General features: G+C 54.1%; 13 protein-coding genes. 7 read left to right on the forward strand and 6 right to left on the reverse strand.

Going from position 1 to position 12,532, the window contains the following annotated elements:
- Positions 1-271 precede the first annotated feature (271 nt).
- A complete protein-coding gene (locus tag K1V27_RS16260; protein ID WP_258931100.1) occupies positions 272-700 on the forward strand; it encodes an AbrB/MazE/SpoVT family DNA-binding domain-containing protein in 429 nt (142 codons plus the stop codon).
- Between the two features lie 55 nt (positions 701-755).
- Here the strand turns inward: K1V27_RS16260 and K1V27_RS16265 are convergent, their stop codons facing one another.
- The 6 genes from K1V27_RS16265 to K1V27_RS16290 all read right to left on the reverse strand — a co-directional run bounded on the left by K1V27_RS16265 (position 756) and on the right by K1V27_RS16290 (position 5,829).
- On the reverse strand, positions 756-1,397 hold the full coding sequence (locus K1V27_RS16265; RefSeq protein WP_258931101.1) for a CDP-alcohol phosphatidyltransferase family protein: 642 nt from the start codon (positions 1,395-1,397) through the stop codon (positions 756-758).
- Complete coding sequence (locus K1V27_RS16270) at positions 1,390-2,652, reverse strand: molybdopterin molybdotransferase MoeA (protein ID WP_258931102.1); 1,263 nt, start codon at positions 2,650-2,652, stop codon at positions 1,390-1,392. Before K1V27_RS16270 ends, K1V27_RS16265 begins: the two co-directional genes overlap by 8 nt.
- Positions 2,643-3,218 carry a molybdenum cofactor guanylyltransferase gene (locus tag K1V27_RS16275; RefSeq protein WP_258931103.1) on the reverse strand — a complete coding sequence of 192 codons (576 nt, stop codon included), beginning with the start codon at positions 3,216-3,218 and terminating at the stop codon, positions 2,643-2,645. The genes K1V27_RS16270 and K1V27_RS16275 overlap by 10 nt, the downstream gene beginning before the upstream one ends.
- Positions 3,219-3,875 (reverse strand): molybdopterin-guanine dinucleotide biosynthesis protein B, encoded by a 657-nt coding sequence (gene mobB / locus K1V27_RS16280; protein WP_258931104.1) that lies wholly within the window; start codon positions 3,873-3,875, stop codon positions 3,219-3,221.
- Positions 3,876-3,927: 52 nt separating this feature from the next.
- A complete protein-coding gene (locus K1V27_RS16285) occupies positions 3,928-5,388 on the reverse strand; it encodes an aldehyde dehydrogenase family protein (protein ID WP_258931105.1) in 1,461 nt (486 codons plus the stop codon).
- A 180-nt stretch (positions 5,389-5,568) separates the two neighbouring features.
- Positions 5,569-5,829, reverse strand: a complete 261-nt coding sequence (locus K1V27_RS16290; protein WP_258931106.1) for a DUF8180 domain-containing protein — start codon at positions 5,827-5,829, stop codon at positions 5,569-5,571.
- Positions 5,830-5,960: 131 nt separating this feature from the next.
- On the opposite strand from K1V27_RS16290, the gene lgt reads away from it, so the two are divergent.
- From lgt to K1V27_RS16315, 6 genes are all read left to right on the forward strand, one after another.
- Positions 5,961-6,755, forward strand: a complete 795-nt coding sequence (gene lgt, locus K1V27_RS16295; RefSeq protein WP_258931107.1) for a prolipoprotein diacylglyceryl transferase — start codon at positions 5,961-5,963, stop codon at positions 6,753-6,755.
- A 42-nt stretch (positions 6,756-6,797) separates the two neighbouring features.
- Positions 6,798-8,720 carry a GNAT family N-acetyltransferase gene (locus K1V27_RS16300; protein WP_258931108.1) on the forward strand — a complete coding sequence of 641 codons (1,923 nt, stop codon included), beginning with the start codon at positions 6,798-6,800 and terminating at the stop codon, positions 8,718-8,720.
- Positions 8,721-8,827: 107 nt separating this feature from the next.
- The gene (locus K1V27_RS16305; protein ID WP_258931109.1) at positions 8,828-10,153 is read left to right on the forward strand and encodes a S41 family peptidase; all 1,326 of its coding nucleotides are present in this window, start codon (positions 8,828-8,830) and stop codon (positions 10,151-10,153) included.
- A gap of 224 nt (positions 10,154-10,377) precedes the next feature.
- Positions 10,378-11,367: a divergent polysaccharide deacetylase family protein gene (locus tag K1V27_RS16310; RefSeq protein ID WP_258931110.1), complete on the forward strand. Its 990-nt coding sequence runs from the start codon at positions 10,378-10,380 to the stop codon at positions 11,365-11,367.
- A gap of 152 nt (positions 11,368-11,519) precedes the next feature.
- Positions 11,520-11,738: a DUF1573 domain-containing protein gene (locus tag K1V27_RS22870; protein WP_353740603.1), complete on the forward strand. Its 219-nt coding sequence runs from the start codon at positions 11,520-11,522 to the stop codon at positions 11,736-11,738.
- Positions 11,739-11,804: 66 nt separating this feature from the next.
- Positions 11,805-12,530, forward strand: coding sequence for a hypothetical protein (locus K1V27_RS16315; RefSeq protein WP_258931111.1), 726 nt, complete (start codon positions 11,805-11,807; stop codon positions 12,528-12,530).
- The last annotated feature ends 2 nt before the right edge of the window (positions 12,531-12,532 follow it).

Raw genomic sequence — 12,532 nt, forward strand, 5'->3', positions numbered from 1 at the left:
TCCCCTCAAGCAGGTTGAATCATAGATTTCTGGGATCTCAGGGATTTTCTTATTATTAGATTCAAATAATTTGAGAACAGGTAGTGCGTTTCCAGTCTCAGCGCGGTATTCGCTTTGAAGATGTGAAGTTGATTCGGGCTGGTTCTGCATGGTTGCCGCCTGCAGTAGATCCATGCCGTGCAGCGCGCTTTCCTCGGCAGGACGAATAAGCCCTCTTGATTGATCCGCTTTAGGTGAAAAAACTGCTCAGCCAACAGAAAGGAACAATACCATGCAGGTTGAATACAAGAATGTGGATGCGAAGCTGGTGGCCAATGAGATACGCAATGGGCGCTCGCTTGAGTCGGTGCAGAAACTGTTTGGAATAAAATTCAAGAGCGAAGTTCAGGACCTGTATATGCGCGGGCTTGCCGAATTAGGCGAAATTCCCCAGATGGAGTTCAATAAGCAGACCCCAATCCTTGCCAAACCCAAGCCCTCAGCGCCGGACAGGCCGTTGGTTCGCCGCCGGGAGAAGGGTGCGTTGAAGCCCTCGATGATCATTAAGACCACCAATTTTAGAACCATAGGGCAGAGCGGCAGCATCACCCTCAACAAGGCCCTCCTGATCGAACAGCTGGGGTTTGAGGTGGGTGATTCCTTTGAAATTTATAGAGAAGATGATCGAATAATCCTGCAGAAAGCGGATACTCCTCTATAGATGGCGGCGGCGTGAATCTTTCTGGAATTCTTCGGTCAGCGAAGGTGTCCGGAGCTTAGCGGCGAAGATTATTGAGAACGTGTATGAATCGCCAGAGGGCGGTCAAATTGGTGCCGACAGCCAGAAGCAGAAGCATGGAGATCAGTTCAATATTTTGGAGCCATCGGCTGCTTGGATTACCAAGTAGCTGATTAACCAAAGGATTCAAAAATCCGGCTATGCCTATCATGATAATCCGCTCTCCGCGCTGAAGCATTCCAACCAGACAGCGAACTCCCAGGCTTTCAGCACGGGCCCGCGTGTAACTGACCATGAGCGAACCGAATAGGATCAGCAAAATAGTTATCGAAATGAAAGCATTGGCCATCCCCTGCCGATAAAAATAGCACCATATGCCAAGGTAAATGATCAGTTCGGTATAGCGGTCCAAAACTGAGTCCAAAAAGGCGCCAAATTTCTTAGTATGGCCTGTGCTCCGGGCAAGTGAGCCATCGAGTGTATCGAGCAGGCCTGTCAATAATGTCAGCAGCCCTCCCCAGAAGGGCCGGAAGGCGAATGACACTCCGGCCATCATGCTCACCAGGAGCCCTAAGATGCTGATATGATTGGGTTTCAGGTGCAATTCGACAAGCCGCGGAACCAAGTAGCGTTCCAAAAATCTGTAATACGCCGTTTCGACAGGTGAGCCTTTAAGCATAGTTGCCCTCACGAGGGCGTTGTACCCCGAATAAGGGAAGCGCCAGCAAAGGGAAATCGTAGAATCGTGCTTGTACTTCGCTTCCCGGCAGTGATTCTGATATATGGGATTCCAGAAGAATATAGGACAAATTTTCCTGTACATTTGACAGACTAAATTGACTTTTGTTGCTTTCAGGCCTGAAAGAAAATGTTTTCGAGCTCTGTTGCAGCGTTCCCCGCACCGCCCTGTAAAAGCCGGCACGCTTTGTTATGCTGCCTTCCAGGATTGCCGGCACGCTTGGATTTGCATAGGTCTGCAACCCTTGGCAGCGGTGCAGCGCAACGGTAGCCAGCTGTTCAAACGCCGCCTGGGCACCCCAGGGGTTGCCCGGAAAAGCCATGAAAATCTGTTTTCCTCGTTTCCCCAAAGCGCTTCTATGCCCCGGTAAAAGATTGACCTCCTCAAACAGCACGGTCACGCCCACTTTTTCCCAGGCGGCCAGCACAAAATCGCGGGCGCCGCGACCCATGCCGCCGGTGGAAATAACGATTGCCGCGTCCACATGGTCAAGAGTTCCCGCAATCAAATCGGGGTGATCCTTTGCAGTTCCAAGATGAATGGGGCGGCCCCCCTGCAGGGAAGTGGACCAGGCCAGAAGATACCGATTGTTGCAATAGGTGAAAGGCCCTTCGATGCTCTCTCCCATCTCCTTCACTTCATTGCCCGTTGCCAGCAGGCCGACCCGAGGCCGCATGAAGACAGGCACCGTAGAATAACCCAATGCAGCCAGCAAAGCCAGTCGCGTTGGAGTCAGTAGGACACCCTGATCGAGCAGCAACCCGTCTTTGCTCACCTCACTGCCTGCAGATTTGACCCCGGTTCCAATGGAGAACGGCTCATCTATGACAATTTGTTCGTCCGCACGCAAAGCATTTTCCTGGGCTATGACGGCATCGGCGCCGCGCGGCAGCGGAGCTCCCGTCAGGATGCGCATGCATTCTCCGGGCGAGATGGCGTGATCCCCGGATTCTCCTGCGGCGGACAGTTCGCCTCGGACGGTTAACCTGCAAGGCCTATCCGGCCTTGCAGAGGCGGTGTCGGAACTGACGACGGCAAAACCGTCCACCAGTGCACGAGGTTCCCCGGGTATGTTTCGATTGGCGTTGCGTTTTTCCGCCAATACGCGGCCGAGAGCATGATCGAGCCAAACCCACTCGATGCCTTCGGGTGATGCGAGCTCTCTGATCAACTCCCTGGCTTCCATCAGCTCCATTGGAGTTGCTCCCAGTCCTCAAGAGTGTTGATATTAAAAAAACTGCGCCCCTCTTCGTCCACCTGCCGCCACTCTTCTTCCTGCAAAGCTGTGACTTTGACTTTGGGATAAAAGGAGATGACCTTTCTTTCGTGGTTCTCCAAGGCAGATGCAATCACCGGTAAACATCGGCGATGGTAAAGTGCCAGAAGAGGTTCATACATACTGTTATACAGAGGAACCACGGCATCAAACCCGGTTCTCAACGGCAGCATCAGAGCCAGAATTTCCGCAGCAAAGAAAGGCATATCCGTTGCCCGGACGAAGACCCATTCATGGGGACTGAACAAGAGCGCCGTGTATATGGCCCCAAGAGGCCCCTGGTGGGCAATGATGTCGCGCACAAGCGTTGCTCTCACATCATAGTAGAGATTCAAATCGTTGGCCACAAGCAAGACAGGGCTGCAGTTGCCGCGCAACGACTCAACAGCATGATCAACCAGACGCTTGCCATGAAAAATTTCAAGGGCTTTGTTCTTGCCGAAGCGCCTGCTGCGGCCGCCGGCAAGAACGGCTCCCGTCAGCACTCAACGGCCCTCCCAGGTGATGTGAAGGTCAACTTTTTCCCCCTCCTTCCATCCCCTCAAGCTGGAAAGCATCCCGCGAATGCCGCCAATCAAGAAATCTTGCACAAAATCGTTCATGGGCAACTTCTTGCCGTTCACATGCACCAGAATTCTTGGCCGCTTGCGCTCTTTCAGATAGCGCTCTGCAATCAGATCAGCGACCTGCGACACGTCGTCAAAGGGGAAGGTTGGCACATCCAGGTCCGTCTCATCATCGGTGACGATGGCGATCAGGTGATCCTTGGGGGTGCAAATCGGCCGCGCTTCGACCGCCGAGCGGAATATTTCAATTTTGGGATAGCTGGAGCGTTTGTAGCCTTCCGCCAGGATAATATCCTCCTGCCAAAAATAGCGCACGACAAGTTCGGACAGGCTCAATTCCTGAGCCGTAGTACGAATGGTTGCCGCCTGGGTCGGAGAAGAAATGGCAATGGTTTGTGCTCCCGCGTTCCTGTGGCGCCACGTATCCTTGCCCTCGTGGTCCATGGAAAAATTATGCGCATCGTGCTTGATTGTCCCCACTTGGTAGCCTCTATCACGCATCATGGGAATCAATTTTTCCAGGAAAGTGGTCTTGCCTGAACCGGAAGCACCGACAATGCAAACAATGGGCACCATGGTCTATCACTCCTGTTGTTGAACACAGCAGATCGAGGCTCAATGGCCGCAATCAATAAGACAAATAAATGGTTTTCAGCTCGGTGTATTCCTCGATGCCGAAGCGCGATTTTTCGCGGCCAAGTCCGCTTTCCTTCATGCCTCCGAAGGGCGCTTCCGGGTAGGCCTGGTGGATACGATTCACCCACACGCTGCCTGCTTCCAGCTGTCCCGCCCACTCCATTGCTCGCGCCAAATCCGCTGTAAACAGATAAGCTCCGAGGCCGTAAGGACTCCCGTTGGCTTCCTCAATGGCTGTGCGAGGGTCGGCAAACGGGCTGATGACAACAGCCGGCCCAAAGACTTCCTCTCTCGCTATGCGCATCTCGGGCGTGACGTCGGTCAAAACGGTAGGCAGATAGTAGAATCCGCCCGAGGGCAGGTCGGCAGGGGCGCCGCCCAGCCGCACCCGAGCCCCTTCCGCTCTTGCCTGCGCTATCTGGTTTTGCAGGTGGGACAGCGCCATTGCATTATTCATCGGGCCAAGGTCGGTTTCCGGATCCGGGGCAGGCCCCACACGAAGCCGGCCAGTTGCGGCCATGAATTCAGTCAAAAATTCATCATAGATCTGACGATCTACATAGATACGGCTGATGCGGTAGCAGTACTGGCCACAGTTGCGAAAGCTCTGACAGACCATGGACGATACCAGCTCCCGCCAGGGCGCGTCGGCACAGACAATGGCAGGGCAATGCCCCCCCAGTTCCGAGACCACCTTGCGCACCCATCTGGCGCTGACCGCCTGGATTTCCTTACCGACTTCGGTGCTTCCTGTGAAGGCGATGAGCCGCGGTGTGGGATGCTCGACCAAAAGCCTTCCGGTTTCAGGACCAAATCCGGTGACCACACTGAACACCCCATTGGGCAGACCTGCTTCCGATGCCAGTTGGGCCAGTCTGATGGCGGTTATGGGAGTATGCTCGTCCGGTTTGGCCACGACCGTACACCCCACGGCAAGCGCAGGGGCCATTTTGCAGACCAGAGTGCTCAGCGGATAATTGTATGGGGTTATGGCGGCAACCACCCCCACCGGCTCTCGAACAATCATGACCTGCTCACGCGGATACCCAAGCAGCGGAATCCGACCGCTCAGGCGGAGACTTTCCTGAGCAAAATAATCCATCAGATGGGCTGCATTGGATACTTCGTCCCGTGCTGCGCCGATGGGCTTGCCCACTTCGTCGCACAGGGTCTTTGCGAACCATGCCTGGTGCTCGCGTATCAGGTTGGCCAGGGCGCACAAAAGATCGGTGCGGAAGGCTGCCGACGCCGCCCGCCAGTTGGGAAAACTGCTCTGAGCTGCCGCCAGTGCGGAATCGACCAGGGTCGCATCCGCCATTGTAGCCTGGGCAAAGCTCCTCCCCGTAGAAGGATTGATCAAGGGATAGGTCGTGTCGCCATAAACCGCTTGACCATCAATCCAGCAGGGGTGAACCGTGGGTGATGAAGCCTGCTCCGTTGCGTTTTTCGGCATGATACATTCCAACATGCTCTCGTTCCAAATAGCCCCGCATGTGCGTCATCCGTTTCGGGTTCGGCACCGCTCGGGACCGCCGATTGCCCTCTCCGTGAGAAACCGCTCGGTCCCGACCAATGTGGCTGCAAACAAGGCGAAACACTATGACACACGGCATTGCACCTGTCAACGCGACCCTCAGCCGGCATTTTTCAGCAACGTGAGCGCGCGTTCCAGGTCTTCATTTTGCCGTGTCGATTGCGCAGCGATTCCTATCAATATTTCGGCCACCTCTTTTTGCCCCAGTTGGTCGGCGCGTTGCGCCCAGTCGGTATAAGAGCGGGCGTGCTCAATGTTGTGCTGTATCCAGTGATCAATCACTTTTTTCAGTTTTTCCTTCTCCGGCAGAGTGCTCTGGGTGTGCTCGGCACGAGAATGATGGTGGTGATGTCCGCTCATAGCTTCTCCTTGAATGGTTGTAGATTGACCGGTTTTTTCCGCTATGGTAGCTTTCCATGGCCTGTCGGCCAAACTAAGGATAAACTATAGTTGTTGTAACCACAACGCACAATGAACTCAGGGGCGCTCAATTGATCCAGTACCCACGTATTGATCCCAATATCATTTCGATCGGGCCGATTAAAGTGCGCTGGTACGGGATGATGTATGTGCTTGGCTTTCTCGCAGCATATTTTCTCATTCCTCGTCAACCGCGTGCCAAACAGCTGGGCCTGGTTGGTCCCGTTGCCCAGGACCTGGTGTTTTATCTGGCCGTCGGCCTCATTGTCGGGGCCCGGCTGGGCTACCTCGTTTTCTACCAGTACAATGACTATGCCTTCTACTTCAAAAACCCTCTGGAGATATTTGCCACCTGGCATGGCGGGATGTCTTTCCATGGAGGTTTTATAGGAGCGGTGGTGGCCGGATGGCTGTTTTGTCGCCGCAGAAGGCTTCCCTTCTGGGCGGTAACCGACTGCGTTACGGTCACCGCTCCCATTGGCATCGGGCTGGGGCGCCTGGGCAATTTCATTAACGGTGAGCTCTACGGAAGACCGAGCGACGTCCCCTGGGCGATGATTTTCCCCGAAGGAGGACCGGTTCCGCGGCACCCTTCCCAGCTCTACGAAGCCCTCATGGAGGGGCTGGTGCTTTTTGCATTGCTCTGGTACCTGCGTCAAAAAACATTCAAAGACGGCATGATGGTCGTCTTCTTCTTGATTTTTTACGGTGCCTTTCGATTTTTCCTGGAATTTTTTCGAACACCTGATGCTCACTTGGGCCTCATCTTTGGCTTTTTGACCATGGGGCAGATCCTGTGCCTGGCGATGATTGTTGCCGGTATACTGCTGGCGGCCTATGTGCAGCGGACTCAGCCGGTAGCCTGATGCAGGCCGCTGCTGTTTCGGCTGATTGGAAAGGAAAGTAACATGCCGTCTTCCTCACCTGTGTCGTCCCCTGTCGGCCACCAACCAATGCGGCCCTGGATTGCTGATTATGCGAGCAGGAAGACGATTGCCAGGAAGGCGCTGCAATCGATCAGGCGAGGCGATCGGGTTTTTATAGGGTCGGGCTGCGGCGAGCCTCAGCACTTGACTCAGGCCTTGGAAGAGCTGGTTCCTTCGCTTGCTGATTTGGAGATCCTGCACATCTTGAGTGTCGGCAAGACACGCTTTACCGAGGCGGGCTTTGCGGACAAGTGCCGGCTCAAGTCTTTTTTTGTGGCTTCTTCGAGCCGGGAAGCCGTTGCCGAAGGACGTGCCGATTACACTCCCATCAACCTTGGAGACATCCCCGGGTTGTTCCGCAGTGGAGCGCTGCCGCTGGATGTGGCGCTTATTCAGGTGTCCCCGCCGGATGATCATGGTTACTGCAGCTACGGCATCGCGGTCGACATCGTCAAGTCGGCTGCGGAGACCGCCCGTCACGTGATCGCCCAGGTCAATCCGCAAATGCCGAGAACTTTGGGAGATTCGTTCATTCACGTGAGAGATGTTGACGCCTTTGTGGAACACGAAGAAGCGATTCTTGAGGTTGGCCGGCCGCTCATGAATCCCATTGCCGAAGCCATAGGCAGCCACGTCGCCAAAGTGGTTGAAGATGGGTCGACCATTCGCGTGGGGGTGGGGAGTATCTCAACGGCGGTTCTGTATGCCCTGGAGGAGAAAAAAGAGCTGGGGGTGCATGCCGACATGCTGACGGATGCTTATTTGCATTTGATCAAAAAAGGCGTCATTACCGGTGCCAGAAAGAGCCTGCACCCGGGCAGGATAGTGGCCAGCTTCTGTTTGGGCAGCAAACAGCTGTATGACTTTGCCGACAACAATCCCCTTGTGGCTTTTTATCCCACGGAATACACCAATAATTACCAGGTTGTCAGTGGCAATGAAAAAATGGTTTCCATTAATTCCGCCCTGGAGGTCGATTTGACCGGCCAGGTCTGTTCGGATTCCCTGGGGTATGAGATCTACAGCGGCGTAGGGGGCGCCACCGACTTCCTTCGTGGCGCCAGACATTCCAAGGGAGGAAAGGCCATCATCGTTTTGCCTTCGGCAACACTGGATGGTAAAAAGTCGCGCATCGTTCCGGATCTGACCGAAGGCGGTGGCGTGGTGACCACTCGGGGAGGCGTCCATTATGTGATAACGGAATACGGGATCGCTCATCTGCACGGCAAGAGTATCCGGGAGCGCGCCTTGGCTTTGATCGGAATTGCCCATCCCGATTTTCGCGAATCCCTCATGCACGCCGCCCAAGACCTCAACTACATCAGAAAGGATTTTGCGCACGTCGGCACTTCCAGGCTCTTATATCCTCAGCAGTGGGAGTTGACACAAATTTTTGCCGACGATACCAAAGTCCTGTTCCGGCCGAGCAAGCTCACGGATGAGCGGGCCCTCAAGGAGTTCTTCTATTCCTTGCCGCGCGATGAGTCGTATGTGAGGTTCTTGTCGACAATGAAAGTGTTTCCCCACTATGATATCCAAAAACTCCTGGATATCGATTATTATAGAAAAATGAACATGGTCGGCATCGTCGGTGAAATGGATGCGGAACGCATCATCGCCATTGCTCACTACGTTCTGGATGAAGAGAGTATGATCGCGGAGCTCGATTTTGCAGTGCATCCAACCTATGCCCGCAAAGGCATTGCAACCTTTTTGATTCATCATCTCACGGAGATAGCCAGGCAGCATTGTATTCGCATGCTCAAGGCTTATATCTCGCCCGGTAATGAAAAAGTGTTCGGCGTTTTTCAAAAATTGGGCTATTTGGTTGAAAGTTCCTTGATTAATGGTGTCCACGAAATACGAGTTCATTTCGAACCCGCTCAGGCTTGCCTGACGGATTGAGGAGCGGTAATGGCCGGCAAAGGTTTCACCACTTTTTGCTGTAGAAAAAGCTGCAGCAAGAAACTACAATTTCATAATAAATCATCAGCAGAGTGAGGAATTTTCGCATGTCCAAAAATAAGAAAATAGTGGCCATATTGGTTCTTATTGGGATGACATTTTTCGTTCTCAGTTGGTCCAGTTTGACCGCACGAACCAACCCCGAAGGTTCGGGTATCTACCAGTATCTGAGACTATTCAGTGACGTACTGAATCTGGTTCAAGACAATTACGTGGAAAAGGTTGAATCCAAGGAACTGATCTACGGCGCCATCAATGGCATGCTCAAGGACCTTGATCCGCACTCGTCGTTTCTCAAACCGGAAGACTACAAGGAACTGCAGATTGAGACCAAAGGCAAATTTGGAGGATTGGGCATCGAGATCACCATCAAAGATTCCATTTTGACGGTTGTCTCACCCCTCGAGGGAACGCCTGCAGACAGGGCCGGAATGGAGGCGGGGGACCAGATTGTCAAGATCGATGATGAGCCCACTCAGGATATGTCGCTCATGGAGGCCGTGCAGAAGATGCGCGGCCCCAAAGGCACCAAGGTCAAGTTAACGGTGATCCGCAAGGGTGAAAAAAAGCCCCTGGAGTTTGATATCGTGCGCGACGTGATCACCATTCAAAGTGTCAAATCCCAGATGTTGGAACCTTCCTATGGTTATGTGCGAATATCCAGTTTTCAGAGCGGGACCGCAAATGATCTGCGTAAGGCGTTGGATGAGCTGGAAAAGCAGAATCAGCCTCTGCAGGGATTGGTTTTGGATTTGCGCAATGATCCCGGTGGACTGTTGGATCAGGCGGTGGAAGTGAGTGATGAATTTCTCGACAGCGGGTTGATCGTCTACACGGGGGGCAGGCTGGAAAGCCAAAAAATGCGCTTTGAGGCGCACAAGAATGATAAGCCGCACAATTATCCCATTGTGGTACTGGTAAACGCCGGCAGCGCCAGTGCCTCGGAAATTGTGGCGGGGGCCCTGCAGGATCACAAGCGGGCCATCATCCTGGGCGAGCCCACTTTTGGTAAAGGGTCGGTGCAAACGGTCATCCCGTTGAATGACGGGTCAGCCATAAGGCTCACCACATCCCTCTACTACACCCCCTCGGGACGCTCCATTCAGGCGAAGGGCATCGAACCCGATATCATTGTCAAGCGCGAACTGGGCGAAAAGACGGACGATGAGGAAGCCAGAGAAATTCAGCGCATCCGGGAAAAGAATCTGCCGCGCCATATGGAACTGCAAAAAATCGACGGCAAGGAGGGCAAAGAGAATCTCCCCGGTGCCGATTCAGACGCGCAAAAGCTGCTCGATCAGGACAACCAGGTGAGACGGGCGCTTGATTTGCTGAAAAGCTATAAAATTATGGCAAAAATGCGTTTTAATTAATGGCCTCAAAATCCGCTGCGGGGAAAAAGAAGGAAGCATCCAAGAGGCGTGCCGCATCGCAGCGTGGAAAATCGCAACGCCCCGGCAGTTCAGCGCGGAGCCCGAAAAGCAAAGCAGGGCCTTCGCGAGTTGCTGCACTCCTGCCCTTTTTTTCAATCTGGCTGGTTGCTGCTGTGGTTTTGGGTGGGTTGATCTATTGGGGCAACCTCGAGCAGTCATCCCCTGTGAAACAACCGGTCGTGGAAGACGCCGGGACAAGAAACGGTCCCAAGTCTTTCGGCAAGATCCACAAGGAAGCAAGCAAGGAAGTACGGAAGGCAGGAGAAGCAAGAAGAGTAAAGGAGCAGCAGGCCAGGGCGGTTGAGCCCGCCAGGCCGAAACCATCCGTCGAAGTTCCGCCGCCTCCCAGGCAGAGTGTTGCGGCGAACCGCCCTGCGTTGCACGAAGAAAAGAAACTGGCATCCCTGCAGCCAGGCAAGCCGAAGATTGTGCCGCCTCGCGAAACCAAACCTGTGGCTCCGCTGGGTGAGGTAGCCATTGTCATCGACGATTTCGGACTGAATCTCGAAATGGCTAAGCGGTTTCTTACCATTCCTCTGGCAATTACTTTTTCAGTTCTGCCGTTTCAAACTCATAGTGAGGAAATCGCGAGGCTTGCCGGCAGTCATGGCCATGAGGTGATCCTGCACCTGCCCATGGAGCCGCAGGAGTATCCTCGAATCAATCCGGGAACCGGCGCACTGCTGGTTTCCATGTCTCCCGAGAGCATTCAGCGGGCCGTGCGGACTGCATTGGATGCCTGCCCCAACGTATCCGGCGTGAACAATCACATGGGGTCGAGATTCACCCGGAACCCTGCGTCGATGCGGGTTGTGCTTTCCGAATTGCAGCGTCGCGGACTCTACTTTCTCGACAGCTTTACGACGGACAAGAGTGTCGGGTACTCCCTTGCCAGACAACTGAACCTTCCGAGCATACGCAGGGACATTTTCCTGGATCATACTCCCACGGAAAGATTTGTCCGCGGGCAGATTGTTCAGCTCATTCGCAGGGCGAAGATCCAAGGATCCGCCGTCGCCATCGGTCATCCCTACAAGTCGACTTACAAAGTTCTTGCCGAGGAAGCGGGGCGTTTCAAAAAAGAAGGAATCGCGGTGGTCTATTCGGGCAGGCTGATCCGGCATCCGGCTGTGCCACGCGCCGGCGGGGACTGAGCGGATGCTTCCGCAGCGCTCGCGGCGGAAGCATTCCAGCTTGACGAAAGCCAAAATCATTTTCTTAAACCGTATGAAACGGTAAAAGTGCTGGAGGTAAGAACAATATGTTGGGTCGACTCAGGTTGGTTTGTGGTTTGCTCGTGCTTTTTATGTGGCTCGGCGGTGCTCCCGCATTACAGGCAGTCGATGATAATGCAACACCGCAATCTTCGCCGCCTTCGGCTGCGCAGGGGAATCCGTCTCTGAGCATATCCGAAACCGTGTATGATTTTGGAGAAGTTGACGAGGGAGAAGAAGTCGCGCACGGTTTTGTCGTTCGAAATAACGGTCAAGAGCCGCTTGAAATCCACCAGGTGCGCCCGGGGTGAGGATGCGCCGTAGCCCATTTCGATCGGGTCATCCCGCCAGGCGGCGAGGGAAAAATTGAGCTGAAGGTGAGTTTGAAAGGTTTCCAGGGGAACGTGCAGAAGTCTGCCGGGGTGTTCAGCAACGATCCCATGAACCCGCGCACAACCCTGGTGATGAAGGGCAAAATTCGGACTCTCATCGAGACGCGACCGGGCAGCACGATCTTTTTTCAGGGGCAAGCGGAGCAATTGGAAGTCAAGACCATTGATCTGACCACGGTGTCCAAGCCCTTTGAGATAACCGGGGTAGAAAGCAGCCTGGAAGACCGGATCGCGTATGAGATCAAAACGATTGAAGCGGGTAAGCACTACCGGCTGGAGGTTAAGAACCGGGCGAAAGAAGGAACCTACCGGGGGGTCATCAGGATCTCCACGGACATGGCTCGAAAGCCGGAAATCTTGATACGCGTGGCGGGCAATATCGAGGGAGTGATATCGATTCGGCCTCAATCCCTTGCTGTGGGGCGACTGGGTGCAAATCAGCCGCTGCGGTCGGGTAAGGTGCTGGTGATCAACAATCTGAACAGGCCCTTTAAAATCACGCGGATGACCTATGATGCCAGTCTCCTCGAGGTCGTCCCGAAACCGCTGCCCAACGGACGGGTCGGTTATAGCCTCGAGGTGATACCAAAACCGGAGAATCTGCCCAATCTGCCGCCGGGTGATCAGCGGCGGGAAGTGAAACTGGTGATCGAGACCAGCGCGGAAGCGCAAAAACAACATGAGGTAAAAGTCTATCTGATCAAGCGCTGAAG

The organism is Desulfoferrobacter suflitae, assembly GCF_022603395.1.
Classification (GTDB): Bacteria; Desulfobacterota; Syntrophobacteria; order Syntrophobacterales; family Syntrophobacteraceae; genus Desulfoferrobacter; species Desulfoferrobacter suflitae.

Excerpts from the sequence above, each read along its gene's own strand:
- K1V27_RS16285 (WP_258931105.1), bottom strand. The coding sequence starts at position 5,388 with ATGCCGAAAAACGCAACGGAGCAGGCTTCATCACCCACGGTTCACCCC.
- K1V27_RS16270 (WP_258931102.1), bottom strand. The coding sequence starts at position 2,652 with ATGGAGCTGATGGAAGCCAGGGAGTTGATCAGAGAGCTCGCATCACCC.
- K1V27_RS16305 (WP_258931109.1), top strand. The coding sequence starts at position 8,828 with ATGTCCAAAAATAAGAAAATAGTGGCCATATTGGTTCTTATTGGGATG.
- K1V27_RS16260 (WP_258931100.1), top strand. The coding sequence starts at position 272 with ATGCAGGTTGAATACAAGAATGTGGATGCGAAGCTGGTGGCCAATGAG.
- K1V27_RS16290 (WP_258931106.1), bottom strand. The coding sequence starts at position 5,829 with ATGAGCGGACATCACCACCATCATTCTCGTGCCGAGCACACCCAGAGC.
- mobB (WP_258931104.1), bottom strand. The coding sequence starts at position 3,875 with ATGGTGCCCATTGTTTGCATTGTCGGTGCTTCCGGTTCAGGCAAGACC.
- K1V27_RS16300 (WP_258931108.1), top strand. The coding sequence starts at position 6,798 with ATGCCGTCTTCCTCACCTGTGTCGTCCCCTGTCGGCCACCAACCAATG.
- K1V27_RS16265 (WP_258931101.1), bottom strand. The coding sequence starts at position 1,397 with ATGCTTAAAGGCTCACCTGTCGAAACGGCGTATTACAGATTTTTGGAA.
- K1V27_RS22870 (WP_353740603.1), top strand. The coding sequence starts at position 11,520 with ATGTGGCTCGGCGGTGCTCCCGCATTACAGGCAGTCGATGATAATGCA.